Genomic DNA, 22,009 nt, shown 5'->3' on the forward strand with positions numbered 1-22,009 from the left:
AAATGGGAAAAAAAACAAGCGTGAAATTAAAAAGTGTAGTCGAGGAACTTGGTTTAGAAATAGTTCATAAATCAACAGATTATGAAGATGTGATTTTGCACAGTCCTGATATAAATAGACCAGGTCTTCAATTGACGGGATATTTAGAAGAATTTCCTTATAAAAGATTACAAATTATAGGAAGTGTTGAATATACTTACTTGACAAGTTTAGACAATAGAATGCAATATGAGAGATTTAGAGGTATTTTGTCATATAAAATGCCAGCAATACTTTTTTCATATAATGCAGGTTTGCCAAAAGATATCTTAGATCTTGCAGATTATTATGATATAACAATTCTTCGATCAAAATTACCTACAACCAAATTAACATCTATTATTTCTCAAGAATTAGAATACATTTTTGCAGATAGAACTCAAGTTCACGGTGAATTACTAGAAGTATTTGGTGTTGGAGTTTTAATTAAAGGACAAAGTTCTGTTGGAAAAAGTGAAACTGCACTTGATCTTGTAAATAGAGGCCATAGACTTGTAGCTGATGATGTTGTTGAACTTGCATCATATGATAATAAAGTAGTTGGACAGGCTCCAGAAAATATAAGACATTATACAGAAATTAGAGGTCTTGGAATAGTAGATGTTAGAAGGCTTTACGGAACAGGATCTGTAAAAGTCTCAACAGAAGTCGATCTAGTAATTGAACTTGAACATTGGAGAGAAGACTATGAATATGATAGGCTTGGACTTGATGATCATTATACAGAAATATTAAACGTAGAAATTCCAAAAATACTAATCCCAGTAAGAGCAGGAAGAAATTTAGCTATGATTATAGAAGTAGCTGCAATGAACCAAAGAGAAAAATCAATGGGCTACAATGCGGCAAAAGTTATGACGGAAAATTTATTTAAGGAAAGTGGCAATGATAATTAATTTGTGAAAACATTTGATATTTACTTGACTAATTGCGATAATATGATTATAATTTTATATAGTGTTAACGATAATTGATTCATATAATTTTTAGGAGGTCTTAAATGACAATTAAAAGAGCTATGAAGACTATGGATGGTAATACAGCAGCAGCTCACGTATCATATGCGTTTACAGATGTTGCAACAATCTATCCAATAACACCTTCATCACCAATGCCAGAAGCAGTAGATGTTTGGGCAGCAAACGGTAGAAAAAATATTTTCGGTAGACCAGTTGAAGTAAAAGAAATGCAATCTGAAGCTGGTGCAGCAGGAGCAGTTCACGGAGCACTTGCAGCGGGAGCACTTACTACTACATACACAGCAAGTCAAGGATTATTATTAATGATCCCAAATATGTACAAAATTGCTGGAGAAAGATTACCAGGTGTTTTTCATGTTGCAGCAAGAACTTTAGCAACTCACGCACTTTCAATTTATGGTGACCATTCTGATGTAATGTCAGCAAGACAAACAGGTTTTGCTATGCTTTGCTCAGGATCAGTTCAAGAAGTAATGGACTTATCACCAGTAGCTCACTTAGCAGCAATTGAAGGAAGAATACCTTTCTGTAATTTCTTTGATGGTTTCAGAACAAGCCATGAAATTCAAAAAATTCAAGTTTGGGATTATGATGATTTAGCTCCATTAGTAGATATGGAAGCTGTAGATAGATTCAAAAATGAATCATTAAATCCAGAAAGACCAAAAACAATAGGTACTTCTGAAAAGAATATCTTCTTCCAAAGAATGGAAGCTTCTAACCCAGCTTATACAGATATTATTGGAATAACAGAAAACTACATGAACAAAATTAACGAATTAATTGGTACAAATTACGGATTATTCAATTATTATGGTGCTGATGATGCTGAAGAAATCATTATAGCTATGGGTTCTGTTTGTCAAGCAGCTGAAGAAGCAATTGATAAATTAGTAGAAGATGGTAAAAAAGTTGGTATGGTAGAAGTTCACCTTTATAGACCATTCTCAAAAGAACATTTATTAAAAGCTATACCAAAAACAGTTAAGAAAATCGCTGTACTTGATAGAACAAAAGAAAAAGGTTCAATTGGAGAACCATTATTATTAGATGTTAAATCAGCTTACTATGATGTAGAAGACAAACCACAAATCATAGGTGGTAGATATGGATTATCATCAAAAGATACAATTCCTGCAGATATTGAAGCAGCATTCAATAATTTAGCTGGTGAAATGAAAGATGATTTCACATTATCAATCAATGATGATGTTACAAATAAATCACTTGAAAGAACTGACTTAAGAATCAGACAAGAAGGAACAAGTAGATGTAAATTCTGGGGATTCGGATCAGACGGAACAGTTGGAGCTAATAAACAAGCAATCAAAATAATTGGTGATAATACTGACATGTATGCACAAGGATATTTTGATTACGATTCTAAAAAATCTGGTGGACTTACAGTTTCACACTTAAGATTTGGTAAAAACCCAATTAAATCAACATATTTATTAGATGAAGCTGACTTTATATCATGTTCAAAACCAGCATATGTTAATCAATATGACCTATTAGAAGGATTAAAAGATGGCGGAAGATTCTTATTAAACTGCCCATGGTCTGAAGATGAACTTGATAAACATTTACCAGCACACATGAAAAGATATATTGCAGAACATAATATTGAATTTAATATTATCGATGCATCTCATATAGCTGCAAATATTGGACTTGGTTCAAGAACAAATATGATCATGCAATCAGCATTTTTCAATCTTGCAAATGTAATTCCTATAGATGAAGCTGTTAAATACTTAAAAGATTCTATTGTTAAATCTTATGGTCATAAGGGTGACGATATTGTAAACATGAACTACAAGGCTGTAGATCAAGGAATTGACGCTGTAGTTAAAGTAAATGTTCCAGAATCTTGGAAAGATGCAAAAGATGAAGTTAAAGAAGAAAAAGAACTTCCAGATTTCATTAAAAACATTGTTAAACCAATGATTGAACAAAAAGAAGACGAACTTCCAGTTTCAGCTTTCAAAGATAGTACAAACGGAGACTTTGAACCAGGTACAACAAAATACGAAAAGAGAGGAATTGCTCTTAATGTACCAGAATGGCAAATAGATAATTGTATCCAATGTAACCAATGTTCTTATGTTTGTCCACATGCTGTAATTAGACCATTCTTAGTAACTGAAGATGAAAAAGCTAATGCACCAGAAGGATTTGAAACTAAAAAAGCAATTGGTAAGGGTATGGATGGATATGACTTTAGAATCCAAGTTTCTCCACTTGATTGTACAGGTTGTGGAAACTGTGCTGACGTATGTCCAGCTCCAAAGAAAGCTCTTCTAATGAAACCTTTTGAAGAAGAAGTTGAAAAAGAAAAAGATAATTGGGAATATGCTCATGAAGAAGTTGGATACAAAGAAGATGTTATGGATCCAACAACTCTAAAAGGATCTCAATTTAAACAACCATTACTTGAGTTCTCAGGTGCTTGTGCAGGTTGTGGTGAAACACCATACGCTAAACTTGTTACTCAATTATTTGGTGATAGAATGTATATAGCAAATGCAACAGGATGTTCATCAATCTGGGGAGCATCATCACCAGCTACACCATATACAACAAATTCTTGTGGACAAGGTCCAGCTTGGGGTAACTCATTGTTTGAAGATGCTGCAGAATATGGTTATGGTATGAAACTTGCTGCTGATTCAAATAAATTACTTCTTGAAACATATATGAATGAATTCAATGAATTAGGAAGTGACTCTGAATTAAGTGAAGCATTCAAAGCTTGGTTAGATGGAAAAGAAGATGTCAAAGCATCTAAAGAAGCAACAGCAAAAATCCTTAACCTTGAGGATAAAGCAAAATCAGTTAGTGATGAAAAAGCAAAAGACTTACTTCACAAAATTTATGCACTAAAAGATTATATGATCAAAAAATCTGTTTGGATCTTTGGTGGTGACGGATGGAGCTATGATATTGGATTTGGTGGAGTAGACCATGTACTTGCAAGTGGAGAAAACATTAATATCTTAATTTTCGATACAGAAGTTTACTCTAATACAGGTGGACAATCATCTAAAGCGACACCATTATCAGCAGTAGCACAATTCGCTGCATCTGGTAAAAAGGTTAGAAAGAAAGACCTTGGTCTAATGATGACTTCATACGGCTATGTTTATGTAGCACAAGTTGCTATGGGTGCAAACCAAAATCAAACAATCAAAGCTATGAAAGAAGCTGAAAGCTATGATGGACCATCTCTAATCATCTGCTATGCACCATGTATCAACCACGGTATAAGAATTGGTATGGGTAAATCTCAATTTAGAGAAAAACAAGCAGTTGATGCTGGTTACTGGCACTTATGGAGATTTGATCCAAGACTTGCTGAAGATGGAAAGAATCCATTCCAATTAGATTCTAGAGAACCTAAGGAATCATTCCAAGAATTTATCCAAGGAGAAGTTAGATACTCTTCACTTAAGAGATCATTCCCAGAAACAGCTGACCAACTTTATCAAGAAGCAGAAAAAGCTGCAAAAGATAGATACGAAACATATAAGAGATTAGCTGGAAAATAAGATAAATTAAATAAATATTAAAAAGGATGAGTCTTCTCATCCTTTTTTTGTGTAAAATTTTATAATAAAAAAGAATATAATATTTAAATCTCAACAAAATTATAATAATTAACTATTTATGGTATAATATTTTATATATTTAAAATAAAATGGAGGAGTTTATGGCAATTAAGTACAAAAACAATTACGGTAAAATTAGTATTTCAGAAAAAGTAATTGCAGATATTGCAGCATCTTCTGTTATGGAATCTTATGGTGTAGTAGGTTTAGCTAGCAGAAGTACAAAAGATGGATTATATAAACTTTTAGGTATAGAAAACATGAATAGAGGCGTAAAAGTTCTTAGAAATATAGATGGATCTGTAACTATAGACATATCATTATTTTTAAATTATGGTGTAAGAATTGCAGTTGTATGTCAAAACATCATTGAAAATGTAAAATATAATATTGAACATTCTTTAAATGTTGGTGTATCAAGTGTTAATATTTTAGTTCAAGGGATTAGAAGTTAGGTGAAAAATGAAAAAAATCGATAGTAAAAAGTTTAAAAGTATTATTATTAAGTCTTTTGAACTTCTTAATGAAAAAAGAGATGTTGTTGATAGTTTAAATGTATTTCCTGTACCTGATGGGGATACTGGTACAAATATGACTATGACAATGAAATCCGGAGTAGAGAAAGTAAATCAAATAGAATCTCAGTCTTGTTATGATATCGCAAAGGCTTTAAGTCAAGGTACTTTGATGGGAGCTAGAGGAAATTCAGGTGTTATATTGTCACAACTTTGTAGGGGTATGTCTAAATCTCTAAAAGGTAAAGATATTATAGATGGACAAAGCATAAAAGAAGTCTTTGCAACTGCTAATAAAACTGCTTATAAAGCAGTTATGAAACCAACAGAAGGTACAATTTTGACAGTTTCTAGACTTATGGCAGAAGAAGCTGAAAACTCTTTTGAAAATAATATTGATATTGATAAATATTTATATAAAATTATAGCAGCTGGTCATAAGGCATTATTGGATACACCAAATTTACTTCCTGTTCTAAAAGAAGCCAAGGTAGTTGATTCTGGTGGTCAAGGATTAATGTTTTTATTAGAGGGTGCTTTAAAAGCTATTAATGGAGAAATAAATATAGAGACAGATTTATCTGAAATCGAAATTGAAGATTTGCCTTCTAAAGAATTTAATGTAGACTTGTCCATTAGCATAGATGAAGATGATAAAGATAATTTGATTAAAAAAATTGAAGATGTTTCAACATCTTTAACTAATGACTTTGATAATGGCATTTTAAATTTATCTTTTGATTGTGATAGTATAAAAAATCTTATAGAAATTGTAAGTGATTTTGGACAAATATTATCTATGAATGTTGAAAATACAGACCCTGAAGTTATTAATAATGTTAAATTAAATAAAAAACCTTCTAAAAAGTATGGTTTTATTGCAGTTTCTAGAGGTGAAGGTTATGATAAGGTGTTTGAAAGTTTGAATATTGATAGAATTATTTCAGGTGGACAAACTATGAATCCTTCTACAGAAGATATTTATAAAGCAATTGAAAAAGTTGATAGTGAAAATGTAATAATTTTACCAAATAATAAAAATATCATTATGAGTGCTAAACAAGCATGTGAATTATCAGATAAAACTTGTAGAGTAGTTGAAACTAGATCTATACCTGAATCTTTTTCTGCACTTTTATCTTTTGATGAAGATGAGTCATTAGAAGATAATATGGAAAATTTCAATGATGCTATTGAAGATGTTAGGGTTTTGGAAGTTACTATTGCGGTTAGAGATACAAATGTCAATAATGTCGCAATTAAAAAGGATGAATATATAGGTATCGTAGATAATAATATTGTTACAAGTAAGAGTTCTATTGAAAAAACTGCTAAAGAAACATTATTAAAAGCAGTTGATGATGATACTTCATTGATTACAATATATTATGGTGAAGATATTAGTGATAGAGAAGCTAAAAAACTTCAAAAATTTGCTCAAAAGAAATTTAAAGACAGCGATGTTGAATTGATTTATGGTGGACAACCTCTTTATTATTACACAATTACTTTGGAGTAAATTAAATGGATCTTTTAGATCTTAAGGGTTTAGGAAAAAAGAAAAAAGAATATCTAGAAAAGCTATCAATTTATAAGGTAGAAGACTTATATAATTATTACCCTAGAGAATATGAGGATAGGTCAAAAAAATTTGATTTATCCCAAACTCTTGATGGGAATAAACATTATTTTGAGTGGAAAATTGAATCGAAAGTCTACACAAATTATAGTAATAAGTTTTCGATTTCATATCTTTATGCTAGTGAAAATGATAAAAGAATAAAGATAGTTTTTTTTAATGACAAATTTTCACCAAGAAAACTTAAATTAGGTAATACTTATAAGTTTTTTACAAAAGTTATTAGGAGTGGTTATGAGTATGAATGTCATAATCCAGAATTTGGTGATATTAACAATGATAGAATTGGTAACATTGTTCCAATATATCCACTTACAAAATCTATTACTAATAAGAATTTATCAGAATTTATTGAACAAGCCTTGAATTTTTTTGATAAAGATGAAATATTACTTGATTATGATATAAGTAAAAAATTTAATTTTTCTGATAAACTTTCTAATTTAAGAGAAATTCATTTTCCAACTAGTCTTGAGAGTTTGAAAAAAGCAAAGTCAGAGATTAAGATTGTTGATTTTTTAAAAGAGCTGATTTTTATCTATGCTATGCAAAAGGAAAATTCATATCAAGACTTAAAACTAAAATATGATTTGGATAAAATTTTAGATAGTTTAGATTTTGAGCTTACCAAAAGTCAATACAATTCTCTTACTGAAATTTTAAATGATTGTACTAGTTCAAGTATTATGAACAGACTTTTGTGTGGAGACGTAGGTAGTGGAAAAACAATTGTAGCTATTACTTCTATGATTATTTTCTCTCTTAATTCCTACCAAACTTGTATGATGGTTCCAACTGAAGTTTTAGCAATTCAACAATATGAAAAAAATAAAAACTTAATTGAAAGTTTTGGTTTGAAGGTTGAATTATTAACTTCTTCTACAAAAAATAAAGATCTTGTTAAAGAAAAGATTAAAAATGGTCAAATTGATATTGTAATGGGAACACATGCATTGATAGTTGAAGATGTAGAATTTAAAAATTTGAAATTGATAGTTGCTGATGAACAACATAGGTTTGGTGTTAGACAAAGACAAGCTTTATATGAAAAAGGTAATAAGGCAAATTATCTTACAATGACAGCAACTCCTATCCCTAGAACATTATTTTTGAAAATGAAAAATTTATTAAGTTTATCACAAATTACAGAATTACCAAAAGGTAGGGGTCAAGTTATTACTGAACTTGTACTTTTATCAATGGAAGATACTCTAATTTCTAAGATAAAAAAATTTATAGATGATGGAAGACAGGTTTATGTTGTAAGTGACTCCATAGACAGCGATGACGATAATTCTGTTGAAAACTTGTTTAAACGATATAAAAAGAAGTTTAAAAATATAAGAATAGAAAAGCTTCATGGAAAACTCAAACCAGAAGAAAAAGAAAAAATTTTAAAAGAATTTTCTGAAGGAATAATTCATATTTTAATCTCTACAACTGTAATTGAAGTAGGTATAGATGTTTCTAATGCGAATTGCATGGTGATTTATAATGCTAGTAATTTTGGTCTATCCTCTCTTCATCAATTAAGGGGTAGAATTGGAAGAGGAGCCCATAAATCTTTTTGCTATTTAGTAAGTAAAAAGGTTGATGAAAGAAGCAAATTAAATATTATAAAAAATTCTAATGACGGATTTGAAATTGCTAAAAAAGATTTGAAATTAAGAGGTGGGGGTAAGATTTTATCTACGATTCAACATGGAAGAAATCTAGATGAAATTAATTATTTTAATTTGAAAGAAGAAGAAATTAATCTTTGTTTTAAAATTTTTGCCTACCTTAAAGAAACAAATTTTGAAGGTGTTAATTTTTCCTATTTGGAAAGATATTTTAATATAGATAAAAGGATAGTGCTTAACTAATGAGAGTAGTTGCAGGAAAGTATAAAGGATTTAATTTAAAATCTCCAAAAGCAAATAATTCAAGACCTACTGATAATAAGGTAAAAGAGGCAGTTTTAGCGATGCTATATCCTTACAAAAGTAATTTTACTGCCCTAGATTTGTTTGCCTGTACAGGACAAATGGGGATAGAATTTTTATCTCATGGTGCCAAAGAAGTTGTTTTTGGAGAACTTAATAATTCTAATTATAAGATATTAAAAGAAAATTTAAGAAAAATTGATTGTAAAAATGCATATGCTATAAGGGGAGATTTTAGAAAAGTTTTAGAAGTACTACATAATCAAAATAAAAGTTTTGATTACATATATTTAGATCCTCCTTATAAAGAAGATTATTTAAAAATTAGTATGGAGACTTTATTAGACTATCATTTATTAAATAATAATGGTATAATAATAAGCGAATCAGATAGGAATATCGATTTTTCTCATATGGAAAATTTACAATTGATAAAAGAAAAAAATATGGAAGGAAAATCGTAAAAGTTTATTGCTATGAAAGTGATATATCCAGGTAGTTTCGATCCTATTACAATCGGACATTTAGATATTATAAAAAGACTCGATCAAATGTTTGATGAGGTGGTCGTTGCTATATTAATAAATGAAACCAAGCACTCTCTTTTTTCAATTAAAGAGAGAAAACAATTAATAGAAGAAGAAATTGAAGAAAATAAACTGGAAAACGTAAAAGTAAAAACATTTGAAGGTTTATTAGTTGACTTTGCAAAAAAAGAAAATTCTAAAACGATAGTTAGGGGAATAAGGGCAGTTACAGACTATGAGTATGAAATTAATATTGCTCAATTTAATAACAAGCTTTACCCTGGATTAGAAACGATATTTTTGCTTTCTGACCCTAAATTTTCGTTTATAAGTTCAAGCGGAATAAGGGAGCTAGCTAGTTTTGGTGGAGATGTATCTAAATTTGTATCAAAAAATGTAAAGAAAGCTATATATGAAAAAAATAAACTAGGAGGAAAAAATAATGGCAGATATTAATGAACTTATTGATGAAATTGAAGATATAATGGACAATGCTAGTTCAGTTCCATTTTCAAGAAAGGTTTCTGTTGATCCGGATGAAATTTTTGAAATTGTTAGGGATATGAGAGACTCATTGCCAACAGAAATTAAAAATGCTCAATGGATTAATGAAGAAAAAGATAGAATTTTACAAGAGGCTGAAAATGAAGCTAGATCAAAAGTTGATAATGCAAATAATGAAATAAAAAATTTCAAAGAACAAGCTAAAAGTCAATATCAAAGAATGATTTCAGAACATCAAATAACAGCAGAAGCAAGACAAGAAGCTCAAAGAATTCTTGAAGACGCTAATATACAAGCAAATAAAATAAAACAACAATCATATCAATATGTCGATCAATTGTTCTCTAAATCTTGTGATAATTTCAATCAATTAGCTCAATCACTAGAAAAAAATAGAAAACATATTTTAAATCAAAAATAAGATATAAAGTAAAAAATCCTCTTATAAATCAGAGGATTTTTTTAGTACTATTTTTTGTGTGAAATCACTATTTAGATTTCTATTAATCAATAAAGAATAGAGATTTGATGATCTAATCATTTGATCATATATGATTTTTTCATCATTTTTAATTTTGTCTTCATCTTTTTTTTGAATTATTACTGAAAGCTTTGTATTTTTTAAAAGTTTTGTAGACTTTTCATTAAAAGCAAGAACCTTAATGAAATTTATATCTATATCATTAAAATCTATAGTGTTTTCTAATAAATAATTAATTATGAGTCTCTTTATTCTAGATTCAGTAAATCTATAACTACTTGCATTTTTAATAAAATTATTATAAGTAGAATTATTTATAGCAAGTTTTTTTAAATAATTGTCTAAACCTTCTTCATAGCATAATATTTTATTCATGTCTTTATTATCAATTAAGATTTTGTATCTAAATAATTCATATATTTTTTCCATAGTTGGAAAAGATTTATATTCATTTTGAAATTTCATTATATTTTCATATGAACAAGGTGGAAGGTAAGATCTTAAATTTGTTTTACTTATATTATTTCTAATTGCAGTCGATGATGCGTAAGTATTATTATTTAAGCTTATATCCCTATTTAAAGATTTAATTCTTTTTATTGGAATGGCCTTAATATTGGAATTTATATTTTTCATTGCTCTAATATATTCCAAAGCTAGAATATTATTAGCTGAGAAAAAATTATCATTAATAGCGTAGGATTTGGAAGCCTCATAGGAAGCTTTTGAATAAGACATTCCTTTATTTAAAAGTTTTTTTATTTTTTCATTTATTAATTTATCATTATTCAAAATATTGTTAACAGAATTTAAAAAATCATTCTTGCTAATATTTTCTATACCAAATGCCAGATAGTCTACCTCTAGTTTATCTAAAATTTCAATATTTTTTCTAGCAAATAAATTCGCAGCTTGTAATGTGACAAAAGAAGGCATTTCTATTATTAAATCTGCAGAAATAAGCGCAGAATTGGCCCTTTTATATTTATCTATTAAACTTGGCTCACCTCTTTGAACGAAATCACCACTCATTATAGAAATTATAATATCAGCATTTGAAATTTTTTTAGCTTTTTTTTGTATATAGTTGTGACCATTATGAAATGGATTGTATTCCGATATAATTGCTAATTTTTTCATAATTACTCCTTAATATATTATAACAAATAAGATAATTGAGTGAAAAAATATTTTTGGTTTTTACATATTTTTACATAATAATTTAAAAAATTATTTAATAGTGGTATAATATTAGAAAAAGACCGATTAGGAGGATGTATGATATCAGCAAATGATTTAAGAAAAGGAATTACTTTTGAATATGATGGAGATGTTTATCAAGTAATAGATTTCCAACATGTTAAACCAGGAAAGGGTGCAGCTTTTGTAAGGGCAAAAATTAAGTCTGTAATGCAAGGCGGAAATAAAGATGTAACTTTTAATCCAAATGAAAAATTTGAACAAGCAATTATTTCAACAAAAGAAATGCAATACTTATACAATGACGGACAATTATATTATTTTATGGATCCAGAAACTTTTGAACAAATTCCTGTAGATAAGGATGCAGTTTCAGAAGCTATTCCTTATATTAAGGAAAATGATACTGCAACAATGAGATTTTATAAAGATAATCCTTTTTCAATTGAGGCGCCTAATTTTGTAGAGCTTGAAGTTGTAAAAACTGAACCCGCAATTAAAGGTGATACAGCTACTAACGTAACAAAGCCTGCAGAAGTTGAAACAGGAGCAGTTATAAATGTACCAGTTTTTGTAAATGAAGGAGATGTTATAAAAATTGATACAAGAAAAGGGGAATATTTATCCAGAGTGTAAAGGAGAAATAATGGCAAGAGCATTTAAATATGGAAGTGTAAAAATTGCTAATGAAACCATAGAAGTTATAGCTAAACAAGCTTGTAATGAAATAAATGGTGTAATAGAATCAAAAACAAAATCAAGTAAAGAAGCTAAAAAGGATACTAAAGTTTCTATAGTTAATGGTTTTGTAATTATTGATTTGAATTTAGTTATTAGTGCTGACGTCAATGTTAGAAAAACAATAAAAAATGTACAAGAAAATGTTAAAAGACAAGTAGAAACTATGACAGGCTTATCTGTAAAGAGAGTAAATGTCGAAGTAAATAGTTTAGTAATATAATGAACAGAGCAAATCAAAGAGACTGGGTCTTTAAATTAATATTTGAAAATCAAATAGAAAGTCCTAATGATATAAATCAAGCTATTATAGACCATGAATTGAATTTGAATAAAGACTCTTTTTTATACCAATCATTAAAATCTTATTTAGAAAATTATGAAAATATTGAAAAAACTATTGTAGATCAAATTGGTTCATCATCATTGAATAGACTTGCAAAAGTAGATAGATCAATATTGTTTTTGAGTGTTAATGAGATAAAATATTTAGATGTACCAGTAAGTGTTTCTATTAACGAAGCTGTAAATATATCAAAACAATATTCTACAAGCGATGGCTATAAGTTTATTAATAGCGTTTTAGGAAAAATTGCAGAAAAGAGTAACTAATTGAAATCTTTGAGTGTTAAACAATTTAACCAATATATAAAGACTTCTTTTAAACTTGATCCCTTATTTCAAAGTATAAGTATAAAAGGTGAAATAGCTAATTATAAAATTTCTCACAATCATATATATTTTTCATTAAAGGAAGAAGATGAAATTATTGATTGTGTAATTTATTATTATGAAGATAAGGATTTGGGAGATTATAATAATGGAGACGAAGTTATTGTTGAAGGTAATTTAATATACAATAGCTTTATCTCCAAAATTTCTATTTCAGTAAATGAGATAAAAAGCAAAGGATTGTCTGAAGATTTTTTGAATTTTTTAAGATTAAAAGAAGATTTTTATAAAAGAGGTTATTTTGATGACGAAAATAAAAAATCTATAGTAGCATATCCTAAAAATATTGGATTAATCACATCAGATAAGTCAGCTGCAATTGTTGATTTTATTTCAGTAATAAATAAGGAAATGTCTGATATAAATATTTATTTGTATCCAGTTAAGGTTCAAGGACAAAGTGCAAAAAATGAAATTATTAATGCAATAGAAATTTTAGATAAAAAATCTTTAGATGCCATAGTTATAACTAGAGGCGGAGGAAGTAAAGAAGATCTTAAAGTTTTTAATGATAAAGATATTGTAGAAAAAATATTTTCATCAAAATCTCCAATTATTTCAGCAATAGGACATAAAATTGATTTATCATTAGCAGATTTAGTAAGTGATTTGTCATTACAAACACCAACAGAAGCTGGAACTTATTTAGTAAGAAATTATAAGAAATTAAGGGATGATATAGATTTACTATATATAAATATTAAAAAGACTTTAGATAGAAATATTGAATTAAAAGAAATAAAGCTTAATAATTTAAGAGAAAAGTTAGAATTTTATAATATTGAAAATTTGATAGAAAAAAAATCAAATGATTTAAATGCATTATTTGATAAGTTAAAAGAAGTTATGAATTATAATTTAAAGCAAAAAGAAAATGACATTTCTAATTTAAAATATAGGCTAGATTCAATAAATTCAATTTTAGAGATAAAAAAGAAAAGTATTTATATAAAAGATTTGGATGATAATTTTATTTTTTCAAAAAATACTCTAAAAAATAAGGATAAGGTAAAAATTGTATTTGGTGATGGAGAAGTGAAAGCTGAAATTTATGATTAATGATACATTTGAAGAAAATTATAAAAAAATGGAATCTTTGTTGCATGATTTAGAAAATAACAAAGACAATATTGATAAAAGCCTTGAAATTTATAAAGAGGCAAAAGATATTTATGAAAAACTTAATAAAAAAATGAATGACTACAAAGCAAAGGTTGAAGTAATTAATAATGACTGAGATGAATAAAGAAGAATTTGAGAAAATTTTAAAAAACGACAAACTTATTATAGATAAAGCTTTTAAAGAAAAATTTATAGATGATAATCCTTTAAATGAAGCTTTATATTATGCTACGGATTCAGGAAAAAGAATTAGGCCAGTTATTTTTATAGAAACTTGTAAAATGCTTTTGAATGAAGACATTAATGAAGATATTATTCAGGCTGCTTTGTCTTTAGAAATGATTCATGCTTATTCCTTAGTACATGATGATATGCCTTGTATGGACAATGATGATTATAGAAGAAATAAATTTACTGTCCACAAAAAATTTGGCGAAGATATTGCTATTTTAGTAGGGGATAGTCTTCTATCATATGCTTTTGAAAATCTTTTAGACTTGAGTATTAAAGACCAACGTTTTCTTAAGCCTGCAAGATACTTAGCAAATGCATGTGGAAAAGATGGAATGATCAAAGGACAAGTTTTTGATATAAAAGCAAGTAAAAATGAAGATCTTCCATATATATTAGATGTTTATAAAAATAAAACATCTAGATTATTTATGTCAGCAATTATGATGGCGGGTTTGTATTCACAATTAGATGAAAAAAGTCTTAGAAAACTTGAAGACTATGCTTATTATTTAGGAATGGCATTTCAATTACAAGATGATATTTTGGACAAATATGATGAGAAAGAATTAAATATTTTATCTTGTCTTTCTATGGAAGATTCAAAAAAATTATTACTGGACTTTAATAAAAAAGCTAAAGAAAATATTAAAGATTTTAACAACAATGATTTTCATATATATTTAATTGATTATTTAACAGAGAGGATCAAATGAAAAAGTATACTAGACAAAGACTTATTTTAGATATAATTCAAAATAATGAGGTTAAAACTCAAAGTCAACTTTCAAGATTATTAAGAGATCAAGGAGTTGATGCAACTCAAGCTACAATTTCTAGAGATATAAAAGAACTTAGAATTTCAAAAGTTCAAACTGATGATTATGAATATAAATATACTGTAATAGATACTGTATACGATTCATTAAATGAAAGAATGGAAAAAATATTTAAAGAATCGGTACTTTCAGTAGAAAGATCATATCAATTAGTTGTAATAAAAACTATATCATATACAGCTACTGTTTGTGGACTATTTATAACAAATGCAAAACTTGAAAATATAGGTGGAATAGTTACAGGTCTTGATACTATATTTATTACACCTAAAAATATTGATGATATAGATGACTTAATTGAAACTTTAAGAAGTATGGTGAAGTAAGTGTTAGCTGAGTTATTTATTAATAACTTTGTAATCATCAAAAGAGATCATTTATTTTTTGATAAAGGATTTAATGTTTTTACTGGAGAAACGGGTTCAGGTAAAAGTTTAATTCTAGATGCTATTAATATTGTTCTAGGAAAAAGAGCAAATAAAGATGTCATAGGAAAATTTGACGATAAAACAATAATAGAAGCTGTTTTTGTTGTAGATAAAAATACACTTAAAAAATTAGAAAGTAAAGATATAACTTTTGACGATAATAAGCTTATAATTACTAGAACTATATCACAACAATCATCATCAATTAGACTAAATAATAGAGCTACAAATTTATCTTTAGTAAAAGAGATATCACCCTTATTAATTGATATTTATAAACAAGGTGATTCTAATGTTTTTATGGATAAGGATAATTACTTAAATATAATAGATTCCTATAAAAAGAATGATGAATCAATTTTATTAATAAAAGAAATAAAATATTTATATAATGAAAAATATAAATTAATTAAAAAATTTGAAAATTTTGATCTTTCACAAGAAGAAGTTTCAAGAGAAAAAGAACTTATTAATTATCAAATTGATGACATTGAACAAATAGATTTAGAAAATATAGATGAAGAATCAATATATCAAGAATTTAAAAAATTAAATTCAATAACAGAGCTTAGAGAAAATATTGAAAAAAGTGAAGAGCTAATATCATCATTTGATTATGATCAGGGTACAATCAGCTCTCTTTTAGCGAGCCTATCTTCAAATTTATCAGAATTTTCATCAATTGATGAGAGAATTGATGAAGTAAATGAAAAAATAGAAACAGTAATAGATTTAATAAATGAAGTTTATTCAGATCTTGAAAGTTATAAAGATACTTTGGATCAAAACCCAGAAAGATTATATGAACTTGAAATGATAAATCAAAAACTTTTTGATTTAAAAAGAAAATATGGTAATAATATAGAAGATATTCTAAAGTATTATCAAAAAATAACATTAAGATTGAAAGAGCTTGAAAAGGTATCAGAATTAAAGAAAAATATAAAAAATGATATTCAAAAAATAGACTCTAAATTATATGAAAAGTCAAAAAAATTATCTGAAATTAGAAAAAATAAGTCAAAAAGTCTTGAGATAGAAATAAAAAAAGAAATTCAATCATTAAATATTAAAAATGGTGATTTTAATGTTTTATTTAAAGAAAAAGAAAAAATAGATTCAAATGGTATTGATAATGTAGATTTTTTGATAAAGACAAACAAGGGAGAGGATTTAAAATCATTATCTACAACTGCATCTGGGGGAGAAATTTCTAGGATTGTTTTATCATTTAAAAAAATATTTGCAGATTATGATAAAATTGATACTATGATATTTGATGAGATTGATCAAGGTATAAGCGGTAGAACAGCACAAATAGTTGGTGAAAAAATTCTTGATCTTTCGAAAAAAAGACAAATAATTGCAATTAGCCATTTACCTCAAATTGCATCCTTATCAACAAATCATATCTTAATTGAAAAAAATGATGAAGAAAATTTGACAATTTCAAAATCAAAAAATATAAAGGATATAGAAAGAACTAAAGAAATAGCTAGATTATTAGCAGGTGTTGATATTACTGACAAAACAATGGAATCAGCAAAAGAGATGCTAGAAATGGCTGAAAATTTAAGAAAAGGAAATTAGTATGGATAATTATGAGAAAACAATAAAAGTTGATAATATTTATGAAGGCAAAATTCTTTCGCTCAGAGTTGAAACTGTTGAAATGCCTGATAAAAAATATTCCAAAAGAGAAATAGTTGACCATATGAAGGGAGTAGGAATTATAGCTTTTGATGGTGAAGATTCAATTTATTTAGTTCGACAATACAGAAAGGCTGTTGATGAATTTACCCTAGAAATTCCTGCAGGTTTGGTTGAATCTAACGAAAAACCAATAGAAACTGCAAGAAGAGAATTACAAGAAGAAATTGGATTTATGCCTTTAGATATTGAATATTTGTTTGATATGCATGCATCACCAGGATTTACAAATGACAAATTATCATTCTTTTTGGCAAAAAATTTAGAAGAGTCAAAACTAGAAGAAGATGAAGATGAATTTTTGGAAAGAAAATCATACAAAATTGATGATGTCTATAATATGGTAATAAACGGTGAAATTACTGATGCAAAAACCATAATAGCAGTTTTATATGCAAAAAGATTGATTGATGAAAAATAATAGTTTAAATATAGATTTAGAAGTTTATACAGGACCATTTGATGTCTTATTAAAACTTATTGAAAAGCAAAAAGTAGATATTTATGATATAAAAATAGAAGATATAACAAGCCCTTATATGGAGGCAATCAATGAAATGGATATTCCTATTGACCAATTAAGTGAGTTTATTTATATATCTTCTATTTTGTTGTATATAAAATCTAGAAAACTTATGCCCAAAGAAGAAGACGATACTATTGAAGAAGATTTTATTTCATATTTAATTGAATATAAAAAAATTAAGAGTGTTGAGAATGATTTTAAAATATTAGAAGAAGAATCGAGAAAATATTATAGCAAATACCAAGAAGACTTTTCTAAGTACAAAAATGAAGATGAAATAATTAGTAAAGATGTAAATATTTTAAAAAATGAGTTTGTAAAATTGTTAAAGGCTTATAATAATGAGAAAACCGAAAAACCTGACCTAATAAAGACAATAAAAAGACTTGATGTAAATGATTATATTTTAAAAATTAGAAATACTCTTAAATTTTCTACATCTATTAGGTTAAATTCAATTATTAATGAAATAAAATCTAAAGCATCCTGTATAGGGACATTTTTGGCACTTCTTGAGCTAGTTAGGTTAAAAGAAATTTATTTGAAAGAAGAAAAAATAAATGAATTTTTAATTATAAAAAGGGAAAAAGATGAATAATTATTATTTAAAGGGAATTATTGAAGAAATTTTATATATTTGGGGAGATCCTATAGATATAGATGATTTGTCAAGGATAATTTTTGATGCTGAAAAATCTGAAATAAGAAGTGCTATTGAAGAAATTATGGCAGAAAGAAATGAAAAATCTAGTGGACTACTATTAAAAAAATATGAAAATAAATATCAATTTTCTACAAGAGCTGAGCATGAGAAATATATTTCAAATATAGTAAAAAAATCAGACAAAAAGTTATCTAATTCTTCATTGGAAACTCTATCAATCATAGCTTACAAGCAACCTATAACACGAGCTGAAATTGATAAAATTAGGGGAGTTAAATCTCAATCGACAATTGATAATCTTATAGAGAAAAAATTGATAAAAGAAAGTGGAAGACTAGATAAGATAGGAAAGCCAATTATTTATGCTACAACCGATTTATTTTTAAAATATTTTAATATTTCAACTCTCGATGATTTGCCAAAAATAGATGAAGAACTTTTGGGAGAGATAGATGAGAATCAATAAATATATAGCAAAATCAGGTCTTGCATCAAGAAGAAAAAGTGAAGATTTTATAAAAAAAGGTCTAGTTTATATAAATGGAAAAAAATTGGAAGATTTATCTTACCAAGTTAAGAAAAATGATCTAGTAAAAGTTAATGGAAAAGTTATAGAAATAAAAGAAAAATTTTATTATAAACTTAACAAACCTACTGGATTTATTTCTTCAAACTATGATCCTCACAATAAAAAAGACTTAAATAATTTGATAAAAATTGATCAGAGGTTTTTTTGTGCAGGTAGACTTGATAAAGATTCCCATGGTTTAATGTTAATTACAAATGATGGAAAAGTTACAAATAAAATAATTCATCCAAGTAAGGAAATAGAAAAGACCTATATAGTTAAAGTTGATAAATTACTTAATAAAAATGAAGAATATATTTTTAAAAATGGTATAAAATTATCCAAAAAAGAGATAACTTCTGGTGCAAATTTAAATTTACTAGATAAAAATAGAAAAATATATGAGGTTATAATTCATCAAGGATTTAATAGGCAAGTAAGAAGAATGTTCTTATACTTTGGATCAATTGTAACTGATTTAAAAAGAATAAAAATTGGAGAAATCGAACTTGGAAATTTAGAAAATGGAGAATACGAAAAACTTGATAAAAGAGAAGTTGAGTATTTAGAAAGTTTATAGGAATATGGATATAGCAATCATAGGGGCAGGAGCTGCAGGTGTTTTCACTGCAATAAATGCCAAAAATAAAGAAAATAATGTATGTATAATTGAAAAAAATAACAAAATAGGAAAAAAATTATTTATAACAGGTAAGGGCAGATGTAACATTACAAATGCCAAATTTTTTGATGAATTTCTTGAAAATATTGTAGTTAATAAAAAATTCATGTATTCATCGTTCACGAACTTTGATAATTATGCCCTAATGGATTATATGGAAAATAAGGGTTTAAAACTTGTTGTTCAAAGAGGGGATAGAGTATTCCCAAAAAGTGAAAAATCAAATGACGTAATAAAATTTTTTGAAAAATTAATTATAAAAAAACATATAGACTTAAAATTAAATGAAAATGTAGAAAAAGTAAAAAAAATGAAAAAGAAAAATTTATAATAAAAACAAATAAAGATTCTTATGTCTTTGATAAAGTTGTTATAGCAACTGGGGGTCTTTCTTATCCCTTAACAGGATCAACTGGAGATGGATATAAATTTGCAAAAGAATTTTCCCATAATATCATTGAGACAAAGCCAGCTTTGTGTCCAATAAAATTTAAGGATGTAGATTTAGATTCATTAAATGGAATATCTTTAAAAAATGTTTCATTAAATGTTGAAACTGATAAGAAAAAATTAAGTGAATTTGGAGATATGTTAATTGGAAAAAAATTTATAACAGGACCAATAGTGCTTACCATGTCATCTTTAATAAATAGAAGTAAAATTAAGGAAATTTATATTGACTTAAAACCTGCCTTGGATTTTGAAAAATTAGATAATAGATTATTAAGAGATTTTGAAAATGATCCAAATAAAGATATAGTAAACATATTGAAAAAACTCCTATTAAATGCTTTTGTTGAGATTGTTTTAAAAAGAGGAGAAGTTGATTTTCACAAAAAAGCAAATCAAATTACAAAAGAAGAAAGGTTTAAATTAATAGAAGAAATAAAAAAGTTTAAATTAGAATATGATGGCCTAAGCGATGTTAAAAATGGAATAATAACATCAGGTGGAGTTGATTGTAAAGAAATAAATCCTAAAACAATGGAATCAAAAAAAGTTTCAGGCTTATATTTTGTAGGAGAAGTTACTGATGTAGATACTTTAACTGGAGGATATAATTTGCAAATTGCCTTTTCTGAGGCTTATGCTTGTGCTGAAAATTTAAGGAGTATTGATGAGTAATTATATAATAGCATTGGATGGTCCAAGTGGATCAGGAAAAAGTACAATAGCAAATTTATTAGCAAATAAATTAAAAATTTCATATTTAAATACTGGATCGATGTACAGGGCATTGACCCTTTATTTTTTAGAAAATAATATAAAAAAATCGGATACTATAGACATAAAAATTCTTAAAAAAATAAATATAGATATTAATGAAGATAAAGTTTTTTTAAATGGAAAAGATGTTAGTCAAGAAATCAGATATAAAGAAGTCACAGAAAATGTATCTTGGGTCTCATCAATTCCAGTTGTAAGAGAATATTTAGTAGAACTGCAAAGAAATATTTCAAAGAATAAATCGATAATTTTAGATGGGCGTGATATTGGAACTGTTGTCTTTCCAGATGCAAAATATAAATTTTATCTTGATGCATCATCTTTCGTTAGAGCAAAAAGACGTTTTGAACAAAATGAAATAGATAAAAGTTTTGTAGAAATAAAAAAAGATATTGAAAAAAGAGATTATTTGGATTCGCATAGAGAAGTTTCTCCACTAAAAAAAGCAGAAGATGCGATAGAAATAGATTCTTCTGATTTAACAATTGATCAAACAATTGAAAAAATTTTGGAAAAAATGGATAAAGAAGATGTTTTATAGGTTTATTTATTTTTTGATTAGGATAATAGCAACACCACTATTTAGGATTAGAGTTCATGGTATTGAAAATATACCAAAAGATGAAAAATATATAATATGTGCAAATCATAAATCTTTTTTTGATCCTATTTTTGTTGCTCTTGCTATTAATAGGCAGGTTCATTTTATTGCAAAAAAGGAATTATTTGAAATACCAATATTGAAAAATATATTAAAAAAATTAAATGTAATTCCTGCCCAAAGAGATGGAAAAGATTTAAGTGTGTTAAGAGATTCCATAAAATTAATAAAAAAAGGAAAAATTTTGGGAATATTTCCAGAAGGAACAAGAGTAAAAGAAATAAAGAGAGAAAATATAAAAGATGGTGCAGGTTATATTGCACTAAAATCAAAAACAGATATATTAACAATAGAAATTATTTCTTCTTATAAACCATTTTTTAAAACTAATTTATATATAAAAAATCTTGTTAAAATTGAAAATTTTAAAGAATATAAATCAAAAGATGCAATGGAAAAAATAATGGATGAAACATATGAGAAGATGTATGAAAATCATAAATTTCTAAGAAAGGTTTAA

General features: G+C 26.9%; 23 protein-coding genes and 1 pseudogene. 23 read left to right on the forward strand and 1 reads right to left on the reverse strand.

Features of this window, described 5'->3' with window-relative positions:
* Positions 1-2 precede the first annotated feature (2 nt).
* The 8 genes from hprK (at position 3) to ASHG_RS01475 (ending at position 10,161) form a co-directional block, all read left to right on the forward strand.
* On the forward strand, positions 3-935 hold the full coding sequence (gene hprK, locus ASHG_RS01440; RefSeq protein WP_040397021.1) for an HPr(Ser) kinase/phosphatase: 933 nt from the start codon (positions 3-5) through the stop codon (positions 933-935).
* A 104-nt stretch (positions 936-1,039) separates the two neighbouring features.
* Positions 1,040-4,570 carry a pyruvate:ferredoxin (flavodoxin) oxidoreductase gene (gene nifJ, locus ASHG_RS01445; RefSeq protein WP_040397022.1) on the forward strand — a complete coding sequence of 1,177 codons (3,531 nt, stop codon included), beginning with the start codon at positions 1,040-1,042 and terminating at the stop codon, positions 4,568-4,570.
* 161 nt (positions 4,571-4,731) lie between these two features.
* Complete coding sequence (locus tag ASHG_RS01450) at positions 4,732-5,085, forward strand: Asp23/Gls24 family envelope stress response protein (protein WP_040397024.1); 354 nt, start codon at positions 4,732-4,734, stop codon at positions 5,083-5,085.
* Positions 5,086-5,092: 7 nt separating this feature from the next.
* Positions 5,093-6,664 (forward strand): DAK2 domain-containing protein, encoded by a 1,572-nt coding sequence (locus tag ASHG_RS01455; protein WP_040397025.1) that lies wholly within the window; start codon positions 5,093-5,095, stop codon positions 6,662-6,664.
* Positions 6,665-6,669: 5 nt separating this feature from the next.
* Positions 6,670-8,649 carry an ATP-dependent DNA helicase RecG gene (locus tag ASHG_RS01460; protein ID WP_040397027.1) on the forward strand — a complete coding sequence of 660 codons (1,980 nt, stop codon included), beginning with the start codon at positions 6,670-6,672 and terminating at the stop codon, positions 8,647-8,649.
* Positions 8,649-9,173, forward strand: coding sequence for a 16S rRNA (guanine(966)-N(2))-methyltransferase RsmD (gene rsmD, locus ASHG_RS01465; RefSeq protein ID WP_148334109.1), 525 nt, complete (start codon positions 8,649-8,651; stop codon positions 9,171-9,173). Before ASHG_RS01460 ends, rsmD begins: the two co-directional genes overlap by 1 nt.
* 12 nt (positions 9,174-9,185) lie before the next feature.
* Positions 9,186-9,692 (forward strand): pantetheine-phosphate adenylyltransferase, encoded by a 507-nt coding sequence (coaD, locus tag ASHG_RS01470; protein ID WP_040397030.1) that lies wholly within the window; start codon positions 9,186-9,188, stop codon positions 9,690-9,692.
* Positions 9,679-10,161, forward strand: coding sequence for an ATP synthase subunit B family protein (locus ASHG_RS01475; RefSeq protein ID WP_040397031.1), 483 nt, complete (start codon positions 9,679-9,681; stop codon positions 10,159-10,161). The genes coaD and ASHG_RS01475 overlap by 14 nt, the downstream gene beginning before the upstream one ends.
* A 21-nt stretch (positions 10,162-10,182) precedes the next feature.
* On the opposite strand, the gene ASHG_RS01480 is transcribed toward ASHG_RS01475, so the two are convergent.
* Positions 10,183-11,361, reverse strand: coding sequence for a tRNA(Met) cytidine acetate ligase (locus ASHG_RS01480; protein ID WP_040397032.1), 1,179 nt, complete (start codon positions 11,359-11,361; stop codon positions 10,183-10,185).
* 138 nt (positions 11,362-11,499) lie between these two features.
* On the opposite strand from ASHG_RS01480, the gene efp reads away from it, so the two are divergent.
* From efp to ASHG_RS01555, 15 genes and pseudogenes are all read left to right on the forward strand, one after another.
* Positions 11,500-12,057 (forward strand): elongation factor P, encoded by a 558-nt coding sequence (efp, locus tag ASHG_RS01485; RefSeq protein ID WP_040397033.1) that lies wholly within the window; start codon positions 11,500-11,502, stop codon positions 12,055-12,057.
* A 10-nt stretch (positions 12,058-12,067) separates the two neighbouring features.
* Positions 12,068-12,382: an Asp23/Gls24 family envelope stress response protein gene (locus tag ASHG_RS01490; protein WP_040397035.1), complete on the forward strand. Its 315-nt coding sequence runs from the start codon at positions 12,068-12,070 to the stop codon at positions 12,380-12,382.
* Positions 12,382-12,771: a transcription antitermination factor NusB gene (gene nusB, locus ASHG_RS01495; RefSeq protein WP_040397037.1), complete on the forward strand. Its 390-nt coding sequence runs from the start codon at positions 12,382-12,384 to the stop codon at positions 12,769-12,771. Before ASHG_RS01490 ends, nusB begins: the two co-directional genes overlap by 1 nt.
* Positions 12,772-13,950, forward strand: coding sequence for an exodeoxyribonuclease VII large subunit (gene xseA / locus ASHG_RS01500; protein ID WP_040397039.1), 1,179 nt, complete (start codon positions 12,772-12,774; stop codon positions 13,948-13,950).
* Entirely contained in the window at positions 13,943-14,128 is a 186-nt protein-coding gene (gene xseB / locus ASHG_RS01505) for an exodeoxyribonuclease VII small subunit (RefSeq protein WP_040397041.1), read from the forward strand. Before xseA ends, xseB begins: the two co-directional genes overlap by 8 nt.
* The gene (locus ASHG_RS01510; protein WP_040397042.1) at positions 14,121-14,960 is read left to right on the forward strand and encodes a polyprenyl synthetase family protein; all 840 of its coding nucleotides are present in this window, start codon (positions 14,121-14,123) and stop codon (positions 14,958-14,960) included. The genes xseB and ASHG_RS01510 overlap by 8 nt, the downstream gene beginning before the upstream one ends.
* Positions 14,957-15,409, forward strand: a complete 453-nt coding sequence (locus ASHG_RS01515) for an arginine repressor (RefSeq protein WP_040397044.1) — start codon at positions 14,957-14,959, stop codon at positions 15,407-15,409. The genes ASHG_RS01510 and ASHG_RS01515 overlap by 4 nt, the downstream gene beginning before the upstream one ends.
* Complete coding sequence (gene recN, locus ASHG_RS01520) at positions 15,410-17,101, forward strand: DNA repair protein RecN (RefSeq protein WP_040397046.1); 1,692 nt, start codon at positions 15,410-15,412, stop codon at positions 17,099-17,101.
* Between the two features lies 1 nt (position 17,102).
* A complete protein-coding gene (locus ASHG_RS01525) occupies positions 17,103-17,642 on the forward strand; it encodes an NUDIX hydrolase (protein ID WP_040397048.1) in 540 nt (179 codons plus the stop codon).
* A complete protein-coding gene (locus tag ASHG_RS01530) occupies positions 17,632-18,345 on the forward strand; it encodes a segregation and condensation protein A (protein WP_040397049.1) in 714 nt (237 codons plus the stop codon). The genes ASHG_RS01525 and ASHG_RS01530 overlap by 11 nt, the downstream gene beginning before the upstream one ends.
* On the forward strand, positions 18,338-18,877 hold the full coding sequence (gene scpB / locus ASHG_RS01535; protein WP_040397051.1) for an SMC-Scp complex subunit ScpB: 540 nt from the start codon (positions 18,338-18,340) through the stop codon (positions 18,875-18,877). Before ASHG_RS01530 ends, scpB begins: the two co-directional genes overlap by 8 nt.
* A complete protein-coding gene (locus ASHG_RS01540) occupies positions 18,864-19,559 on the forward strand; it encodes a pseudouridine synthase (RefSeq protein ID WP_040397053.1) in 696 nt (231 codons plus the stop codon). Before scpB ends, ASHG_RS01540 begins: the two co-directional genes overlap by 14 nt.
* Before the next feature lie 4 nt (positions 19,560-19,563).
* Positions 19,564-20,786: pseudogene (locus ASHG_RS01545) on the forward strand (BaiN/RdsA family NAD(P)/FAD-dependent oxidoreductase).
* On the forward strand, positions 20,779-21,429 hold the full coding sequence (gene cmk / locus ASHG_RS01550; protein ID WP_040397055.1) for a (d)CMP kinase: 651 nt from the start codon (positions 20,779-20,781) through the stop codon (positions 21,427-21,429). Before ASHG_RS01545 ends, cmk begins: the two are co-directional and overlap by 8 nt.
* On the forward strand, positions 21,419-22,009 hold the full coding sequence (locus tag ASHG_RS01555) for a lysophospholipid acyltransferase family protein (RefSeq protein ID WP_040397056.1): 591 nt from the start codon (positions 21,419-21,421) through the stop codon (positions 22,007-22,009). The genes cmk and ASHG_RS01555 overlap by 11 nt, the downstream gene beginning before the upstream one ends.

The organism is Anaerococcus senegalensis JC48 (genome assembly GCF_000321005.1).
GTDB lineage: Bacteria > Bacillota > Clostridia > Tissierellales > Peptoniphilaceae > Anaerococcus > Anaerococcus senegalensis.